This window comes from Pseudomonas sp. AC172 (assembly GCF_979258595.1).
In genome coordinates this window covers 3,035,599-3,055,341 of sequence record NZ_OZ409868.1, presented here as the reverse complement: position 1 = coordinate 3,055,341, position 19,743 = coordinate 3,035,599, and the positions used below count along the sequence as shown (strand labels likewise).

General features: G+C 61.7%; 8 protein-coding genes. 6 read left to right on the top strand and 2 right to left on the bottom strand.

From position 1 onward, the window contains the following. Positions 1–326: 326 nt before the first annotated feature. The 3 genes from ACZ0A4_RS13585 (at position 327) to mnmH (ending at position 13,232) form a co-directional block, all read left to right on the top strand. Complete coding sequence (locus ACZ0A4_RS13585; protein ID WP_463575137.1) at positions 327–10,850, top strand: autotransporter-associated beta strand repeat-containing protein; 10,524 nt, start codon at positions 327–329, stop codon at positions 10,848–10,850. Positions 10,851–11,094: 244 nt separating this feature from the next. Beyond that, entirely contained in the window at positions 11,095–12,129 is a 1,035-nt protein-coding gene (gene selD, locus ACZ0A4_RS13580; RefSeq protein WP_463575135.1) for a selenide, water dikinase SelD, read from the top strand. Next, positions 12,129–13,232, top strand: coding sequence for a tRNA 2-selenouridine(34) synthase MnmH (gene mnmH / locus ACZ0A4_RS13575; RefSeq protein ID WP_463575134.1), 1,104 nt, complete (start codon positions 12,129–12,131; stop codon positions 13,230–13,232). Before selD ends, mnmH begins: the two co-directional genes overlap by 1 nt. A gap of 119 nt (positions 13,233–13,351) precedes the next feature. Here mnmH and ACZ0A4_RS13570 read toward each other — a convergent pair whose 3' ends face one another. Beyond that, the gene (locus ACZ0A4_RS13570; RefSeq protein ID WP_016985322.1) at positions 13,352–14,026 is read right to left on the bottom strand and encodes a hypothetical protein; all 675 of its coding nucleotides are present in this window, start codon (positions 14,024–14,026) and stop codon (positions 13,352–13,354) included. A gap of 405 nt (positions 14,027–14,431) precedes the next feature. On the opposite strand from ACZ0A4_RS13570, the gene ACZ0A4_RS13565 reads away from it, so the two are divergent. The 3 genes from ACZ0A4_RS13565 to hemB all read left to right on the top strand — a co-directional run bounded on the left by ACZ0A4_RS13565 (position 14,432) and on the right by hemB (position 17,850). Beyond that, on the top strand, positions 14,432–15,838 hold the full coding sequence (locus ACZ0A4_RS13565) for a hypothetical protein (RefSeq protein ID WP_463575131.1): 1,407 nt from the start codon (positions 14,432–14,434) through the stop codon (positions 15,836–15,838). Positions 15,839–15,922: 84 nt separating this feature from the next. Continuing rightward, positions 15,923–16,621 (top strand): glutathione binding-like protein, encoded by a 699-nt coding sequence (locus ACZ0A4_RS13560; RefSeq protein WP_463575129.1) that lies wholly within the window; start codon positions 15,923–15,925, stop codon positions 16,619–16,621. A 254-nt stretch (positions 16,622–16,875) separates the two neighbouring features. Continuing rightward, the gene (hemB, locus tag ACZ0A4_RS13555; protein ID WP_463575128.1) at positions 16,876–17,850 is read left to right on the top strand and encodes a porphobilinogen synthase; all 975 of its coding nucleotides are present in this window, start codon (positions 16,876–16,878) and stop codon (positions 17,848–17,850) included. A 125-nt stretch (positions 17,851–17,975) separates the two neighbouring features. Here the strand turns inward: hemB and ACZ0A4_RS13550 are convergent, their stop codons facing one another. Continuing rightward, a complete protein-coding gene (locus ACZ0A4_RS13550; RefSeq protein WP_463575126.1) occupies positions 17,976–19,511 on the bottom strand; it encodes an FAD-dependent oxidoreductase in 1,536 nt (511 codons plus the stop codon). Positions 19,512–19,743 lie beyond the last annotated feature (232 nt).

The following is a 19,743-nucleotide window of genomic DNA, read 5'->3' as shown; positions in this document are numbered from 1 at the left end:
TACCGTTCCCTGTGGGAGCGAGCTTGCTCGCGAAGGCGGGGAATCAGAAAAGTATCCGCAAGCTGAAACAACGCATTCGCGAGCAAGCTCGCTCCCCCAGTTTTAACCTTTTCACAGTCAATGAATGCGGGCTGAAACCCTGATTCCAGACCCCTCTAGTATTAAAGTATTAACACCATTTAATCAGTGCCCCATGGCGGGGCGTCTACTAGCTTTATCCCCAATCAACGGTTTTGTGATGACCGTCGCAGTCTTGATTCGCGTGTGGAATAAGCACGGCTCTGCGCGCCCTCAAGGAAGAAATTGGCCACGACAAGGAGTAGCCCGTGGAAGCAAGGTTTGGTGTCGCCCTCGTTTCGCGTTTTTCCCCACTTTCCCTTGCTGTGCACCTGAGCGTCGCCGGGCTGTTGTTCGGCGGCGTCAGCGCACCTGCGCTGGCCACGTGCTCCACGGCCGGTTCAACAGTGACCTGTACCGGCGTGCCGTCGCTGCCGCTGTTTCTCAACAATTTCAACAGTGCCACCAACGGCCTGACGGTTAACGTCAACAGCGGCGCGCAGATGAATGCGACCCTCGGCGGCCACGTGATGGACCTGACCGGGGTGAATATCTCCCTGAACAACTCCGGGACGATCGACCCGGCGCTGCTCGGCCTGGTCTCGGTGTTGAGCGGCGGTGCGTTTATCGGCACTGGCGCAACGAGCACCGTCAGCGTGCTCAACAACGCCAGCGGCATCATCCGTGGTACGGGCATGCTGCTCGGACTCAACCTGACCAGCATCGACGGTCTGGCAATTGGCGTGAACAACGCGGCGGCCGGTACCACCAGCATCACCAACAACGGCACCATCACTTCGACCGGACTCTCGATCGGCGGCATTACCCTCGCCGATACGCCGGTGATCGGCGTCTACGGTGGCTCGCAGGTCAACATGACCAACAGCAGTACCGGCGTCATCAACGGCCGGATCGCGTTCGAGACGTCGGCGGCGGGCAACACCTTCACCAACGCCGGTGCGATTACCGGCGGTGTGTCGATGGGCGCGGCGAGCACCAACACCTTTACGGCGGTGACCGGTTCTTCGGTGCAGGTTGGTGATGGCGTGCAGATCAGCGTCGGCCTTGGTGGGTTGATCAATATCAACCTGACGTTCGCCCCGACAGGTACCGTGGATGGCGGCGCGGGTGGCACCAACAGCCTGATCCTGCAAAACCCGGCTGGCGTCGGCGGCGGCACTAGCGGTGTCGGTACGGCGTCGAGCGCGACCTACGTCAACTTCAACAACCTGACGATCAACAGCGGCACCTGGACCTTGCAGGGGCCACTGGTCAGCGGCGCCACCACGCTCAATGGCGGTATCGCCCAGTTCAACAACAACGCCACCTTCGGCAGTGGGGTAATCACCTCCAACGGCGGGATTTTGCAGGCCAGCAACGCCGGGTTGAACATCAGCAACCTGATCTCCCTCGGTGCCGGCGGCGTCAGCGTCCAAGGCACCAACGCCACCACCCTCAGCGGGGTGATTTCCGGCAGCGGCGGCTTGAGCAAAATCGGTTCAGGTCAGTTGACGCTCAGTGCCGCCAACACCTATCTGGGCAACACCACGCTCAATGGCGGCACCGTGCAGTTGGGCAACAATCAGGCGCTCAGTACCGGCACGCTCAACGTGATCAGTGCGACGACGCTAAGCGCACCGGGCACGATCAGCCTGGCCAACGCCATCAGCCTTGGCGGCACCTTGACCGCCAGCGGTACCGGCGCACTGACCCTCGGTGGCCTGATCAGCGGCAGCAGTGGCCTGACCAAAACCGGCACCGGTAGCCTGACCGTCAGCGGCGCCAACAGCGGTTTCACCGGCACTACCACCCTGAGCGCCGGCAGCCTGCTGGTGACCAACAACAACTCGCTGGGCAGTGGTGCGCTGAATACCGCCGCCGGCACCAGTCTGGACAGCACCGCCAACGTCACGCTGGCCAATAACATCGGCATGACCGGCGCGCTCAACGTGCTCGGCAGCAATGCCCTGACGCTCGGCGGCGTACTGTCCGGCACCGGCGGCATCACCAAATCAGGCAGTGCCAGCCTGACGTTGACCGGCAACAACACCAACAGCGGCAACACGCTGCTCAACGCCGGCAGTCTGCTGTTGGGCAGCAACACCGCGCTGGGCACCGGCGCACTGAATACAGCCGCCGGAACCACGCTGGATGCGACGGCAGCAGTGACCCTGGCCAACGCTGTCGCAGTGACCGGGGGGCTGACCATTGGCGGCACGCAGGCATTGGGCCTGAGTGGCATAGTCAGCGGCGCTGGCAACCTGATCAAAAACGGCACCGCGAATCTCAGCCTCAGCGGCAACAACACTTTCTCCGGCGGTACTGCGCTCAACGCCGGCACGCTGATTGTCGGTTCCAACACTGCGCTGGGCACTGGCGCCTTGACCACGGCGGCGGGCACTACCCTCGACGCCAGCACGGCAGTGGCGCTGACCAACGCGGTCTCCCTGGGCGGCAACCTCAACGTCGGTGGCAGCGCCAACCTGACCCTCGGCGGCATCGTCAGCGGCAGCGGCGGATTGACCAAAAACGGCGCGGCCAATCTGATTCTCAACGGCGCCAACACCTTCCTCGGTGCCGTCGCGTTGAACGCGGGCACCATCACCGCAGGTGCCAACGCGGCGCTGGGTAGTGGCAACATTACTGTGGGCGGCGTGGCGACGCTCGACAGCAATGCAGCGGTAACGCTGAACAACAACATCATTGTCAACGACACGCTGAGGATTGGCGGCAGCAACGCGCTGACCCTCGGCGGCGTCATCAGTGGCACCAGCCAATTGGTGAAAAACGGCACTGCCAATCTCACCCTCAATGGGGTCAATACTCACAGCGGCGGTGTCGTGCTCGATGCCGGCAGCCTGACCGTCGGCAATGGCGCAGCATTGGGCACTGGTGCTTTGACGGTGGAAGGCGCAGGCACCCTGAACAGCAGCTCTGCCGTTACCCTGAACAATAATGTGATTCTCAACGCCAGCCTCACGGCGGGCGGCGCCAATGCACTGGCCCTCGGCGGTGTAATCAGTGGCAGCAATGGCCTGATCAAGACCGGTGCATCGAGCCTCACGCTTACCGGGAACAACACCTACAACGGCACCACCGCGCTGAACGCCGGTTCGCTGATTGTCGGCTCCAACACGGCCCTCGGCACCGGCACACTGAACGCCTCGAACGGCACCACCCTGGATGCCAGCACCGCCGCCACCCTGGCCAACAACGTCAACCTCGGCGGCACCCTGACCTTGGGCGGCAGCAATGCGCTGACCCTCGGCGGCGTGGTCGCCGGTATCGGTGGACTGACCAAGAACGGCACTGCCGACCTGACTCTCAACGGCGCCAACACTTATTTTGGCAACACCGCGTTGAACACCGGCAAACTGATTGTCGGCAGCAACAATGCGTTGGGCTCCGGTACGTTGAACGCGGCGGCCAACACTACGCTGGACGCCAACACGGCGGTCAGCCTGAACAACGCCGTGGCACTCGCCGGTGCCTTGAACATCGGCGGCACAGCGAATATGACCCTGACCGGTCTGGTCAGCGGCGCCGGCAGTCTGGTAAAAAACGGCGCGGCCAATCTGATTCTCAATGCCGCCAACAACTACCTCGGCGGCACCACGCTGAACGCCGGCACCCTGACCGTCGGCAACAGTTCGGCATTGGGTTCCGGTGCACTGACCGTCGCTGGCGCCGCAACGCTGGACAGCAATTCGCCGCTGGTCAGCCTCAACAATGCCGTCGCCCTGAATGCCACGCTGACCGTGGGCGGCACGCAGAATCTGACCCTTGGCGGCGTCACCAGTGGCACCGGCCAGTTGATCAAGAACGGCGCTGCCAATCTCACCCTCAACGGCAATAACACCTTCAGCGGCGGCACCACGCTCAATGCCGGTACGCTCACCTTGGGCAATGCCAACGGTCTGGGCAGTGGCGGATTGATCGTCGGCGGTGCGGCGACGCTGGATAACAGCGCCTCGTTCGGCATCGGCAACGCAATCACCTTGAACGCCGGGCTGACCGTCGCCGGCAACAACGATTTGAGCTTGAACGGCGTCATCGATGGTGCTGGCAACCTGACCAAAAACGGTTTGTCGGACCTGACCCTCGCGGGCAATAACACCTTCACCGGTGCGCTGAACATCGTGTCCGGCAGCGTCACTACGCTCAACACCAATGCGCTGGGCAACACCTCCGGCGTCAACATCAGCGCCGGCGCCGGGCTCAATCTGGGCAGCAACGCCAGCCTCGGTGCACTGACCGGCAGCGGCAGTGTGCAACTGACCGGCAGCAACCTGCTGACCGTCGGCAGCGGCAACGTCACCAGTACGTTCGACGGCGATCTCAGCGGCAGCGGCGGTCTGGTCAAAGTCGGCACCGGCACCTTGAACCTCACCGGGATCAACGGCATCACCGGCAATACCGCGATCAACGGCGGTACCGTCGACCTCAGCGGTTCGCTGGCCAGTGCACAGGTCAACGTCAACACCGGCGGTACCCTCACAGGCACCGGTTCGGCGATTGGTAGCGTCAACATCAACAGCGGCGGCCATCTGGCGTTGTCATCGGGCAACCAACTGTCGGCAAGTGCGCTGACCCTGGCGGCCGGTAGCAACGTCGATGTCGCGCTGGGCACACCGTCGACCACCTCGCTGATGAACGTCGGCGGCAACCTCACCCTCAACGGCAATCTGAACGTTACTGATGCCGGTGGATTCGGCGTCGGCGTGTATCGCCTGTTCAACTACACCGGCGCCCTGACCAATCTGGGTCTGGATGTCGCCAGCGTGCCGGTCGGTTATGGCCTCGGTGATCTGGTGGTGCAGACCGGCGTGGCCAATCAGATCAACATTCAAGTGTCGGCACCGAACGTCAACATCCGTTACTGGGACGGCAGCCAGACCATTGCCAACGGCGTGGTCGATGGTGGCAGCGGCACGTGGAATGCGGTCGGCACTAACTGGACCGATGCCAACGGCCTCGTCAACCAACCGTGGGCCGGCGACTTCGCGGTGTTCCAGGGCTCTGCCGGCACGGTGACGGTGAACGGCACGCAAGCGTTCACCGGCATGCAATTCCTCACCGATGGCTACAACGTGGTCAACGGCGCGGCGGGGCAACTGACGGCCGTCAACGGCACCGGCGGCACGACTTCGTTGCGCGTTGATCCGGGCGTGACCGCGACCATCAATGCCAATATCGATGGCAGCGGCATCCTCAATAAACTCGACGCCGGCACCCTGGTGCTCGGTGGTGCCAACGCCTATACCGGCGGCACGCAACTGGACGGCGGCAAGATCATCGTCGGCAGCAACACCGCACTCGGCACCGGCACGTTGACGGCGAATGCCGGCACGCAACTGGACAGCAACGCGGCGGTGACACTGGCCAACGCCGCGACGCTCAACGGCAACCTCACCGTGGTCGGCAGCAATGCGCTGACCCTCAACGGCGTGATCGGCGGCACCGGTGGCCTGATCAAAAACGGCGCGGCGAACCTGACCCTCGGCGGCAACAACGCCTTCCTCGGGCCGGTGGCGCTGAACGCCGGCGGATTGATTCTGGCGTCGAACTCGGCGCTCGGCTCCGGCACGTTGAACGCGGCGGGCGGCACCACGCTGGATGCCAGCACCGCGGTTGCGCTGAACAACGCGGTCAACCTTGCGGGCAATCTCGGCATCGTCGGTACGGCGGATCTGACTCTGGCCGGCACGGTCAATGGCGCCGGCAGCCTGAGCAAAAACGGTGCTGCCAACCTGACGCTCAGCGGTAACAACAACTTCTTGGGCGGCACCACCCTGAACGCCGGCACCCTGACCGCCGGTAGCAACTCGGCGCTGGGCCTGGGCAACCTGACCGTCGCGGGCGCCTCGGCGCTTGACAGCAACAGTGCGCTGAGCGTGGGCAACAACGTCGTGCTCAACGCCAATCTGAGCAACACCGGCAGCAACAACCTGACCCTCGCGGGCGTGGTCAGCGGCGCGGGTGGCTTGATCAAGAACGGCGCGTCGAACCTGACGCTGAACGGCATCAACACCTTCACCGGCGGTACCACGCTGAATGCCGGCACGCTGACTCTCGGCACTGGTGGGTCTCTGGGCAGTGGCGCGCTGACCGTGGCGGGTGCTTCGACCCTCGATAACACCGCGCCACTGGTGCTGGCCAACAACCTCAACGTCAATGCCAATCTGGCCCTGGCCGGCAACAACAACCTGACACTCGGCGGCATCATCGCCGGCGCCGGCACGTTGACCAAGAACGGTCTGTCCGACGTGACCCTGAGCGGCAGCAACACCTTCAGCGGCACCTTCGATGTGCTCGCCGGCAGCCTGACCACGTTGAGTGGCGCGGCGCTGGGCAACAACGCCACGGTCAATCTCGCGGGCGGCGCGGCGCTGAATCTCGGTGCTTCGGGCAGCCTTGCCAGCCTCACCGGCAGCGGCACGGCGCTGATCGGCACGGGCAATACGCTGAGCCTCGGCGGCAACAATGTCAGCAGCACCTTCGCCGGCATCCTCAGCGGTGACGGCAGCCTGAGCAAACTCGGCAGCGGCACCCTGACCCTCAGCGGCATCAGCGACCTGATGGGCGACACCAACGTCAATGCCGGCACGTTGCAGGTCAACGGTTCGCTGGCCAGCGGTAACGTGCTGGTCAATAACGGCGGCACGCTCGGTGGCAGCGGCACCTTGACCGGTGCCGTGACGGTGGCCGATGGCGGCCATTTGGCAGGCGCCACCGGCAGTACGCTGAATGTGAATTCGCTGGTGTTGAACGGTAACTCCAACTTCGACGTCGGCCTCGGCACCCCGGTGTCCGGTGGCGGCAATGCGCTGGTCAGCGTCGGCGGTAACCTGACCCTCGACGGCACCCTCAATGTCAGCGACATCGGTGGTTTCGGCAGCGGCGTCTATCGCCTGATCGACTACACCGGCGGCCTGACCGACAACGGCATGCTCTTCGGCACACTGCCGGGCAGCGTCAGCCCGGGCGATCTGACCCTGCAAACCGCACTGGCCAATCAGATCAACCTGCTGGTCACCGCACCGGGCGTCACCGTGCAGTTCTGGGACGGCAACCAACTGGTGGCCAACGGATCGGTCGAAGGCGGCAGCGGCACCTGGGGCACCGGCACCACCAACTGGACCGACGTCAACGGCACCACCAATCAGGCCTGGACCAACAATTTCGCGGTGTTCCAGGGCGCGGCCGGCACGGTCACCGTCAACGGCGCACAAACCATCACCGGCATGCAGTTCGTCACCGACGGCTACAGCCTGGTGAATGGCACGGCGGGCTCGCTGAATCTGGTCAACGGTTCGCTGGGCAATGCCACGGTACGGGTTGACCCGAACGCCACGGCAACCATCGGTGTCGCACTCAATGGCAGCGGCACGCTGGGTAAATACGACAGCGGTACGCTGGTGCTCAACGCGGCCAACGGCTACACCGGTGGCACGGCGCTGAACGGCGGCAAAATCGTGGTCGGCAACAACGCCGCGCTCGGCACTGGCGTGTTGACCGCTGCTGACGGCACGGCGCTGGACAGCAACGCGGCTGTGAGTCTGAGCAACGACGTGGTCGTCAACGGTGGTTTGACCGTAGCCGGTTCCAACGCCTTGACCCTCGGTGGCGTGGTCAGCGGCAGTGGCAGCCTGATCAAGACCGGCGCGTCGAGCCTGACCCTCAACGGCAGCAACACTTACAGCGGCGGCACTCAACTCGCCGGCGGTACGCTGGTCCTCGGCAACAACAGTGCGATCAGCAGCGCTGCGCTCAACGTCACCGGCAATGGCACCCTCGACAGCACCTCGGCGCTGCAACTGGCCAACGCCGTCAACCTTGGCGCGCAATTGACCCTCGCCGGCAATCAGAACACCACGTTGATCGGTGCGGTGACCGGCACCGGCAGTCTGCTGAAAAACGGTAGCGGCGATCTCGTCCTCAGTGGCGCCAACACCTACAGCGGCGGCACCACGCTGAACGGCGGCACGACGCGCGGTGACACCAGCAGCCTGCAAGGTGGGATCGTCAACAACGCGACGCTGACCTTCGAACAAAACGCCGATGGCAGCTACACCGGCAACCTCACCGGCGCCGGTACGCTGAACAAAACCGGCAGCGGCGAATTGCTGCTGACGGGCAACAACACCTTCACCGGCAACACCTCGGTGCAGGCCGGTAACCTGATCGTCAATGGCGTGCTAAATAGCGCCAACGTCAACGTTGCCAGCGGCGCGGGCATTGGCGGTGGCGGCCAGCTCGGCGGTGCCGTGCAACTGGCCAGCGGCGCGACGCTGCTGGGTGGCGGTACGGCAACGCCATTGTCAGTCGGTTCGCTGGCACTGTCGTCGGGGACCCAACTGGACTTCAGCCTCGGCTCGGCGACCAGTTCGACCACTGTGGTCAATGTCGCCGGTAACCTGACCCTCGACGGTACGCTGAACATCAGCAATGCCGGCGGTTTCGGCACCGGCGTCTATCAACTGTTCAGCTACGGCGGCAGCCTGACCGACAACGGTCTGGTGTATGGCAGCCTGCCGGTTTCGGCAGCCAATCTGACCCTGCAAACCGCAATCGCCAACCAGATCAACCTGCTGGTGCAAGGCACGCCGGGTGAGGTGCAGTTCTGGAACGGTGGCACCACCAATCCGGACGGCAGCATCGGTGGCGGCAGCGGCGTGTGGGGGCCAGGCACCAACTGGACCGATCCGAGCGGCACTCAGGCCCTGGCTTCAAATGGTCAGTTCGCGGTGTTCGGTGGTCAGGCGGGTGCGGTTACCGTGCAGGGCAATCAGAACTTCACCGGCCTGCAATTCCTCTCCGGCGGCTACAGTCTGGTTCCGGGGGCTGGCGGGACGTTGACGCCGGTCAATGGTGCGGACGGCAGCCTCGCGCCAGTGCGGGTGAATGCCGGTGGGAGTGCAGAAATTTCCACGCCACTGGTGGGCACGGGAGGTATCGAAAAGCTTGATTCCGGTACGCTGGTGCTCAGTGGCGCCAACACCTACAGCGGTGGCACCACCGTCAGCGGCGGTACGCTGATCGGTAACACCACCAGCCTGCAAGGCAATATCCTCAACAACGCTTCGCTGCTCTTCGTGCAGAACTTCAACGGTCAGTTCAACGGATCGCTGAGCGGACTTGGCGCGATGCTCAAACGCGGCACCGGTACCTTGCTGTTGACCGGTGATAATCCGTTCAGCGGCACGGTCGCGGTCGACCAAGGCGTGCTGCAAGTCGGCAGCCGTGCGGCGCGGGCTTCGCTGGGCGGGCAAGTCACCGTGGCCAACGGCGCCGGCCTGAGTGGTAATGGCAGTGTCGGCTCGGTGGTCAACCATGGCGTTGTCGCCTCGGGTTCTGAAGCGGGCACCCTTAGCGTTGCGGGTAACCTGACCAACGCCAGCGACGGTGTGCTGGCCTTGACGGTCAGTTCGCCCACCGCAACGCCACTGGCGGTCGGCGGTACGGCAACGTTGGGCGGCGGCTTGCAAGTCAACTCGCTGGCACCGTTCACCGGCAGCACCACGTATTCGCTGATCACGGCGGGTGGTGGGGTTATCGGCACCTTCAGCGCTGCGGACTTGCCGCAATATGCTTTCCTCGATTCGGCATTGGTGTATGACGCCAACGCCGTGAATCTGGTGGTCAGCCGCAACGGCAATTCGTTCGCCGATGTCGCCGCCACCGGCAACCAGTTCAGGACCGCCACCGCGCTGTCGAGCAATGGTCCGGCGGGTGCGGCGCTGCAGAACGAGATCGTCAACCTCAGTGTTGCCGGTGCGCGTAATGCCTTCGACAGTCTGTCCGGTGAAATCCACGCCAGCACGGCCAGCGCCATCCTTGAGGATTCGCGCTACGTGCGTGACGCGGTTAACGATCGGATGCGCCAACCGTCGTGCAGTGCGGCGGATGATCCACGCCGAGCTCTGGCGCCAAGTGACAATCAACTGAGCAGCAACGGTTGCCACGGCGAAATGGTCGGCTGGGCGCGGGCACTTGGTGCGTGGGGCGAGTCGGATGGCGACAGCAACGCGGCGAAACTCGACCACAACCTCAGCGGCTTCATGCTCGGCACCGACAAGCAACTCGATGACCAGTGGCGCGTGGGCATGGCCGCCGGGTACACCCGCAGCGACCTCGATGCGCATGATCGTCGCTCGGATGCCACCGTCGAAAGCTACCACTTGGCGGCGTACCTCAACTCGCAGTTCGATGCCTTGGCGGTGCGCCTCGGCGCGGCTTACAGCTGGCACGACATCGAAACCAAGCGCAACGTCAGCGTCGGCAGCTACAACGATCGTCTGAAAGCCAACTACGATGCGCGCAGCGCGCAGGTGTTCGGTGAAGTCGGTTACGCCATCGACGCAGGCGGCGTTGCCCTCGAGCCGTTCGCCGGTCTGGCCTACGTCAACTACGACACCGACAAGGCCAAGGAAAAAGGTGGAGTAGGGCGCCTGGAGGCCGATGCCGATCAAGACATCACCTTCTCGACCCTCGGCGTACGCGCGGGCAAAGTCATCACCCTGGCCAACGGCGGGCAATTCACTCCGCGCGCGGCCATCGGTTGGCGCCATGCCTTTGGTGATACCAAGCCTGATGCTGATCTGACCTTCATCGACGGCGGCGCTTCGTTCAGCACCCAGGGTGTGCCGATCGCCAAGGACAGCGCCATCGTCGAAGCAGGGGTCGACTTCCAGATCAGCCCGACCGGAAAACTCGGCGTCGGTTACTCGGGGCAACTGTCGAACGACAGCAACGACCATGCGATGACCATCAGCTTCAGCCTGGGCTTCTGATTTAGGGTCGAAGCACTTTTAGCCGCCCGTAAGGGCGGTTTTTTTTGCCCTCTATTCATGTCGGACACACCCTGATACTTATGTTGGCTGCTCTATTGCCTTCGCGAGCAGGCTCGCTCCCACAGGGGATTGCGTTCCAAATGTGGGAGCGAGCCTGCTCGCGAAGGGGCCGCTCAGTCGGTGCAAAAATTTGCTGCCTTGCGCTCTGCTAGAATCGGCCCCATCAACAGCCTGAGACTCCCCCATGAGCGAGCCGATTCGTCTGACCCAATACAGCCACGGCGCCGGTTGCGGCTGCAAAATTTCCCCGCAGGTGCTGGAAGTGATTCTGGCCGGCAGCGGTGCGCAGAACCTTGATCCGAAACTGTGGGTCGGCAATGCCTCGCGTGATGACGCGGCGGTGTACGAGATCGATGCCGAGCGCGGTGTGGTCTCGACCACGGACTTTTTCATGCCGATCGTCGACGACCCGTTCGACTTCGGCCGCATCGCCGCGACCAATGCGATCAGCGACATCTATGCGATGGGCGGCGATCCGTTGATGGCCATCGCCATTCTCGGCTGGCCGGTCAATGTGCTGGCGCCGGAAGTGGCGCGTGAAGTGATTCGCGGCGGCCGTTCGGTGTGCGACGCGGCGGGCATTCCGCTGGCCGGCGGGCACTCGATCGATGCGCCGGAACCGATCTTCGGCCTCGCCGTCACCGGTCTGGTCGAGAAGCGCCACATGAAGCGCAACGACACCGCCACCGCCGGCTGCCTGCTGTACCTGACCAAACCGCTGGGCATCGGCATCCTCACCACCGCCGAGAAGAAGGGTAAATTGCGCGCCGCCGATGTCGGCGTGGCCCGCGACTGGATGTGCACCCTGAACAAACCCGGCAGTCGTTTCGGTAAACTCGCTGGCGTTACGGCGATGACCGACGTCACCGGTTTTGGTCTGCTCGGGCATCTGGTGGAAATGGCGGATGGCAGCAAGCTGACCGCGCGCATCGCGTATGACCGCGTGCCGCGTCTGGACAGCGTCGAGTATTACCTCGATCAGGGCTGCGTGCCCGGCGGTACGCTGCGCAACTTTGACAGCTATGCGAGCAAGGTTGGCCGCGTGCAGGAACTGCATAAACGCGTGCTCTGTGACCCGCAAACCAGCGGTGGTCTGTTGATCGCGGTGACGCCTGAAGGCAATGAAGAATTCCTCGCCGTCGCCGCCGAACTGGGCCTGAGCCTTGCACCAATCGGCGAACTGGTTGAGCGACAGACGAACGCAGTCGAGATGATTTGATGCTCCGCGACTGCACTGACTACCGTGATATTTTCCTCAACGACCGGCCGCTGATGGACGCCCGCGCGCCGGTCGAGTATCACAAAGGCGCGTTCCCCGGTGTGATCAACCTGCCGCTGATGAACGACGTCGAACGGCAGAAGATTGGCACCTGCTACAAGCAGCACGGTCAGCAAGCTGCCATCGAATTGGGCCATCAGTTGGTCTCGGGCACGGTGAAAGCCGAGCGCATCCAGGCCTGGGCCGATTTTGCCCGCGCCCATCCTGACGGTTATCTCTATTGTTTTCGCGGTGGCCTGCGCTCGCAGATCACCCAGCAATGGCTGCGTGACGAAGGCGGTATCGACTATCCGCGTGTCGGCGGCGGCTACAAGGCAATGCGCAACTTCCTCATCGACACCCTTGAACAGGCCATCACACAGTGTGATTTCGTCCTGCTCGGCGGCATGACCGGCACTGGCAAGACCGAAGTGCTGGTGCAGTTGCGCAATGGTCTGGACCTGGAAGGCCACGCCAACCATCGCGGCTCCAGCTTCGGCAAGCGCGCCACCGGGCAGCCGTCGAACATCGATTTTGAGAATCGCCTGGCCATCGACATTCTCAAGAAACGCGACGCGGGTATCGCACAGTTTGTACTGGAAGACGAGAGCCGGGTGGTGGGCAGTTGCGCCTTGCCGCTGCCGCTGTATCAGGGCATGCAGCAGTACCCGATGGTCTGGCTGGAGGACAGTTTTGACGATCGCGTCGAGCGGATTCTGCGGGATTATGTGGTGGATCTGTCGGCGGAGTTCTCTACGGTGCATGGCGAGGAGGGCTTTACGCTGTTCTCTGAACGTCTGCTGGAAAGCCTCAATAATGTGCAGAAACGCCTCGGTGGCGAGCGTCATCGGCGGATGCTGTTGTTGATGGAAGAGGCGTTGATCGAGCAGGGGCGAAGCGGGGCGGTGGACTTGCATCGGGGCTGGATCGAAGGGTTGCTGCGTGAGTATTACGACCCGATGTATGTGTTTCAGCGTGAGAAGAAGGGCGGGCGGATCGAGTTTGCCGGGGCGCGTGGGGCAGTGCTGGAGTATTTGCGTGAGCGGGTCAGCCAGAAAGGTTGAGGTTTTAGCGGCTGGCCCCTTCGCGAGCAGGCTCGCTCCCACATTGGATCTGCGTGAAATACAAATCCCCTGTGGGAGCGAGCCTGCTCGCGAAAGGGCCTGGTCAGACTACACAGCAATCAGGTCGGGCAGGTTTCCTTGCCATGATCCAGCCCCTGCTTGTAGCTGTGGCTCTGCAGACTGGCCTTGCCGTTGTGCCAGGTCAGCGTCAGTACATACAGCGAGTCAAAATCGTTGCCCGCCCAGTCCTCGGTGATGTTCTGTTTTTCGCCGACCGCTTTGCCAGCCACCTTGTTGATCAACTCCGGCAGATAGCCGTGGGACCACGCGGTGTAAATCGTCGAGTTGTGATACTTGTCTTCAAGCAGTTCGCGGGCCAGATCGCTGGTGTCGTTGGCCGAGAATTCGATGTTCACCGGCAGGCCGAGCTTGATCGCCGCCGGGCTGATGGTCATCAGTGGGCGAATGTAGCTGTAGGAGTTGTCCAGCTCACCTTCCTCGACATTGCGTGTCGGGTTGGCGGCGAACACGTAATCGGCCTTGCCGAATTTTTCCGGCAGCAGCGTCGACAGGTCGATGGCGCGGTTCAGGCCCTGGCAGTTGAGCTGGCCGAGACCGCCCTCGGGCTTCTCCGCATGGCGCAGGAACACCAGCGTCTGGGTGCCATCCGCCGGTTGCGCGCGGCTTTCGCTGGACTCAAGCGACAGGAACAGTGCACTGACGGCCAGCAGGGAAGGCAGGGCCACATACGCACGGTGTTTGAAGCGTTTGGCGAATCGCATAAGGTTCGTCATGAAATAGAAAGTTCTTCAGCTGATTCAATTAAGGCTGACAAACCTTTACACCACGGGCTCCCAGCACCGGGTGTTTTCCCTGTCATGAACGGCTTCCTCTGCAACAAAGGCATAGCTCAGAGTCCCCTGAGGGCCATTGGTTCGATCCTTGCGAGTGCGTCGCACTTTAGCGGCAAACTTCCACGGCTTGGGCACAGGTTAGCGACAGGATGTTACGGTTCGAAGCGGCTGTAGACGACCTTTTGATCCATATCCACAAGAACGCATAAAACGACCTCGCAGGTGCAATACATATGTACCGCACGTGGCGATTTGTAATCGATTGCAATGGCGTATGTGCAATAGGCGTTTATCGCGACGTCTGCCCGACTATTCGTTTGGCAACTTTCTTGAATAAGGATTTTCATGGTCATCGTTCGTAAAACCGCCACCTCCTCGTCGCCCGGCCTCGGACCGGGAGACGCAAGCACAGGTCGTAAAAGGGGCCGCGGCGTGCTCCCCGGTGACGGGCCGGCGAGGAAGACTTCTCACTTTGATGACAATCAAGTGCAGGAGCCTGCTGCCAATCAACCGGAATCGCTTGCCCGTGTCAGGCTTTCTCCATTGAAGTCTGCCGAGGTTTTGCCGATTCGTTCCGTGGTCCAGTCACTTGACGACTATCGCTTGAAAGCGCCCGCCAGTTTGCCTGCGGCCAATGCACAGGGTTTGAGGGTGATCAAGGATCGCCTGTACGCAGATATCGCCCCGGGGGAGATCGTTCTGGTTCGGCGAACCGGAACAGCCGGCGAGTTTCGGGCAACATTGACGTCTGAGTTGACCGCTTCGGGGCCGGCGCTGGCCTATGATCCGCAAAACAGGCTATGGAAGCTTGAAGGCGCTCAATCGCCCCCTGACAAGGGCGATGTCATTGATATCGATATTGATGAGCTGATTCGCGGTTTCAGTAGTGATTCGCCGCAAAAAAACCGGGCTCATGATGGTAACGACGACTCGATCGAGCGCGATACGTTAATGGATGTCACTCTGGTTGCCCGTGGGTTGACTCATTTTTCGCCCAGACAGGCCGAACTCATTCGCTCGGAGTTGCGAGTGGTCGAAACCGTGTTCGCTGATGCCAACGACGTCATCGCAATGAAGCTGCCAGATGCCGATACGGTTTACGAAAACTTTTTTGGTGCTGACCACCGAACCATTGCCGCGCAATTCGCTGATTCAGTCTCGCGCAGCCTGGCGCTTTCCAGGGAGTATCAAGGTGTTTGGGGCGGCGATAAATTCATCGGCGTCAATGTCGACAACCAGAGCTCGGCATGGATGTACAAAAGGGATTTTCATGGTCGGTTCTTCATCAATCGCAAATTCATGAAGCGCGGTATGTTGAGTGTGTCGTTGGGCCATGAAATGTTGCACACCAACAGGGTCGATCGATTCAAGGCCATCGGGCCGAACGCTGCCGATTTTTTCTATCTGCACGATAATCTGCAGACTTTGCTGGATTCGGCCCCGCAGATTGTCTACGACATCTCGGAACGGAGCGTTTCCGACGCGATCATGCGCGGTGGGCTGACAGTCGAATACATGCAAGCCACCAGTGACTATCACGACAGCTTCCTGTTCGGTGTCAGCGATTACCTGGGAATTGCCGACGATGTGGAGCTTGATGAGGCGGTTGGGCTTTTCAATGCCAATTCGCAACTACGCGCGCACATGGCCGCGAACAATGCCGACAGTATTTTTTTTGCGGCCAAAAGCCTGCAAGCGTGGTATCGCAGCAAAATTGAATACATGCGGCTGGATAGTCTTATCGATGAATGATGCGGGCGAGCATTGGCCAAAAGCTCACAGCCTGCGGCGGCTCTGAATTATGATCGGGCTTTAAATTGTGACTGGATGCTTCCCATGACCGATCTGTCCGCGTTCCCGATCACCCAGAAATGGCCGGCGCAGTACCCTGACTGGATTCAGCTCTATTCCTTGCCGACGCCCAACGGCGTCAAAGTCTCGATCATGCTCGAAGAAATCGGCCTGCCGTACGAGCCGCACAAGGTCGCTTTCGACAGCAATGACCAGCTGTCCGCCGAGTTCCTGTCGCTGAACCCGAACAACAAGATCCCGGCGATCCTCGATCCCCATGGTCCCGAAGATAAGCCGCTGCCGCTGTTCGAGTCGGGGGCGATCCTGATTTACCTGGCCGACAAAAGCGGCCAGTTGCTCGCGCAGGAAGGCGCTCTGCGTTACGAAACCATTCAGTGGCTGATGTTCCAGATGGGCGGCATCGGCCCGATGTTCGGCCAGCTCGGCTTTTTCAACAAGTTTGCCGGCAAGGACTACGAGGACAAGCGCCCGCGTGATCGTTACGTCGATGAAAGCAAACGTCTGCTTAAAGTGCTCGACGGCCGGCTCGATGGCCGTGACTGGATCATGGGCGAGCGTTACACCATCGCCGATATCGCCACGTTTCCGTGGGTGCGTAACCTGATCGGGTTTTATGAGGCCGGTGATCTGGTGGGCATCAGCAACTTTCCGAATGTCACCCGTGTGCTGGAGCGCTTCCTCGCCCGCCCGGCCGTGGTTAGAGGCCTGACCATTCCTTCATGATTTTCGGGATGTCCAGATAACCCTGTGGGAGCGAGCTTGCTCGCGAATGCGGTGTATCAGAAAACAGATAAGTTGACTGATTCGACGTATTCGCGAGCAAGCTCGCTCCCACAGGTGATTCGGGTGTGCTTGAGGATTATTGCACCCCCGGTAATGCACTCTTGATTGATCCAGGTTTGTACCCCACCCCCCGCAAGGCATAAGCTTCGCCCCCTACGACTTTCGTCTCATCTGCCGTTTTCAGGAAAGGCCCCATGTCCAGTCAGTTCCCCGAAGCACGTCCCCGCCGTCTGCGCCGCAATGCGAGCCTGCGCAGCCTGTTCCAGGAAACCGAATTCAGCCTGAATGATCTGGTGCTGCCGATTTTCGTCGAGGAAGAAATCGATGACTTCGTGCCGATCAAAAGCATGCCGGGTGTGATGCGCATTCCCGAGCGCAAACTGGCCAGCGAAATCGAGCGTTATGCCCGTGCCGGCGTCAAGTCGGTGATGACCTTCGGCGTGTCCCACCATCTCGATAGCAACGGCAGCGACACCTGGCGCGAAGACGGTCTGGTCTCGCGCATGTCGCGCATTGCCAAAGATGCCGTGCCGGACATGATCGTGATGTCCGACACCTGCTTCTGCGAATACACCGATCACGGTCACTGCGGCGTGATGCACAACCATGAGGTCGACAACGACCAGACCCTGATCAACCTCGGCAAACAAGCCGTGGCGGCAGCCCACGCAGGTGCAGATGTGATCGCACCATCGGCAGCGATGGACGGTCAGGTACGGGCGATTCGCCAAGCGCTGGACGCCGCCGGTTTCACCCAGATCCCGATCATGGCCTACTCGACCAAATTTGCTTCCGCGCTCTACGGCCCGTTCCGCGAGGCTGGAGGCAGCGCGCTGAAAGGCGATCGCAAAAGTTATCAGATGAACCCGATGAACCGCCGCGAAGCCCTGCGCGAATCGCTGCTCGACGAGCAGGAAGGTGCCGATGCGCTGATGGTCAAACCAGCCGGCGCTTACCTCGACATCATCCGCGACATTCGTGAAGCCTCGAACCTGCCGCTGGCGGCGTATCAGGTCAGTGGTGAATACGCGATGATCAAGTTCGGCGCGCAGGCCGGGGCGATTGATGAGGATCGTGTGGTGCGTGAGAGCCTGGGCGCGATCAAGCGTGCGGGTGCGGATTTGATCTTCACTTATTTTGCGATGGATCTGGCATTGGCCGGGATCTGACAACCAACGCATTACACCCTGTGGGAGCGAGCCTGCTCGCGAAAGCGGTTTATCAGCTGACATTAGTGTTGACTGACACGACGCTTTCGCGAGCAGGCTCGCTCCCACATTTGATTTGTGGTGTGTCAGGGGCAGTTGAAGTAGGTCCGGATGCCGTGATCGCGGAAATAGCGTTCGATCACTTTTGGATCCGCGCTGTTCTCGGCAATCGCCACATACGTATCCGGGCGCAGCAGATAAAAACCGTTACGCCCCAACCCCGCCGTTTCGAACGCCGGGCGCCAGTCAAACACATGCAGCGGCAAATGATGTTCCTGGCACCAGGCGATCATTTCGTCGCTGGTGTCGCCGTACACATGCACCTGCCAGCACGGCTGTCTGAGCGGTTCGTAATTATCCCCCTCGCCATCATGCGCCCACGGCAAGCGGTCGCCGCCGTGCACATGGCCGGCTGTGCCCTGGCTCAGCGGCATGCCGCGATAGTTGAGGGTGACTTGCGACACGGTGCGAAAGAGGAACTCGCGACTGGCCTCGAACGAAGCCATTTTCGGGATCAGAAACGGCGCCACGCGCATGCGCAGCAGATCAGCCATCCGCCCTTCGGCGGTGACGAAACTGAAGACCTTGTCGGTGGTCGACACCAGCCTGCGGGCGAAGGCAATGCGTTCGGTTTCGTAGCTATCGAGCAGGCTCGGTTCAGCGGCACCGCTGAGCACGGCGGCAAGTTTCCATGCCAGATTGATCGCGTCGCCAATGCCGGTGTTCATGCCCTGACCGCCCGCCGGGCTGTGCACATGCGCGGCATCGCCGAGCAGAAACGCGCGGCCACTGCGAAAATGCTCGGCCACGCGGTGATGCACGCGGTAGGTCGAGAACCAGTGGACGTCTTCGATATGCACTTTCAGGTGTTCGATGGCACGGCTGCTGACATCGGAAAACTCCAGGCTTTCGGCGCGATCCGCACGTTCGTCACGCACGGTGCCGATCAGCCTTGCGCGGCCTTCGCCGGCCAGCGGGAACACGGCGAGAAAGTCCGCTTCATCGAGATCCAGGTGCAGCTCGCCGTTCATCGCCGGGCCGCTGGCCTTGACGTCCGCCACGTAGAAAATCTGCTGATAAGTGCCGCCGGGAAAACCGCTGTCGAGGGTTTTGCGCACCACTGAGCGGGCACCGTCACAACCGGCCAGATAACAGGCCTGACAGATTTCCTGTTCGCCATCGGGCAGGCGCAAATGCGCGGTGAGGCCGTCACCGGTTTCTTCAAAGCTTTCCAGTGTCGTATCGCGCTCAACAGTCACGCCGTAGTCTTCGAGGCGCTCGATCAGCAGCCGTTCATGTTCATCCTGCGGGAAGATTTCGACGAACGCGTAGGGTGTCAGACCTTCGCCGATGCGGTTCAGCGGCAACTGTGCGACCGGTTTGCCGTTGACCCAGAAATTTGCTGCCGCCACACGATGGCCGTTGCGTACCACGGTGTCAGCCAGATCCAGTTGGCGATACAACTCAAGGGTGCGCGCCTGCACCGCCAGCGCTCGCGAAGTGGTGCCGGGCGCGGAGGTTTTATCGATGATGCGTACGCGTACGCCGAGTTTGCTCAGCCACAGGGCCAGCACCAGTCCGGTCGGGCCGGCGCCGATGATCAGAACGTCGCTGCGGTTCATGGGCCTGTCCTCCGTTTGGTGTGCAGCAAGTATGGATCAGAAGGAGAGGGTGGCCAGTTGATCGGCCAGACGGAAAAAGGCCCCGCAGCGGTGAGGTGTGGGGCCTTTTTTGGGTGTTCGGCTGGGAGGCTGTTGCGTGGCGTAGATCCGGGCCCCTCACCCCAGCCCTCTCCCGAGGGAGAGGGAGCCGATTTGGGGGCCGTTCAAAACCTGAGTTCGACACGATGGTTCA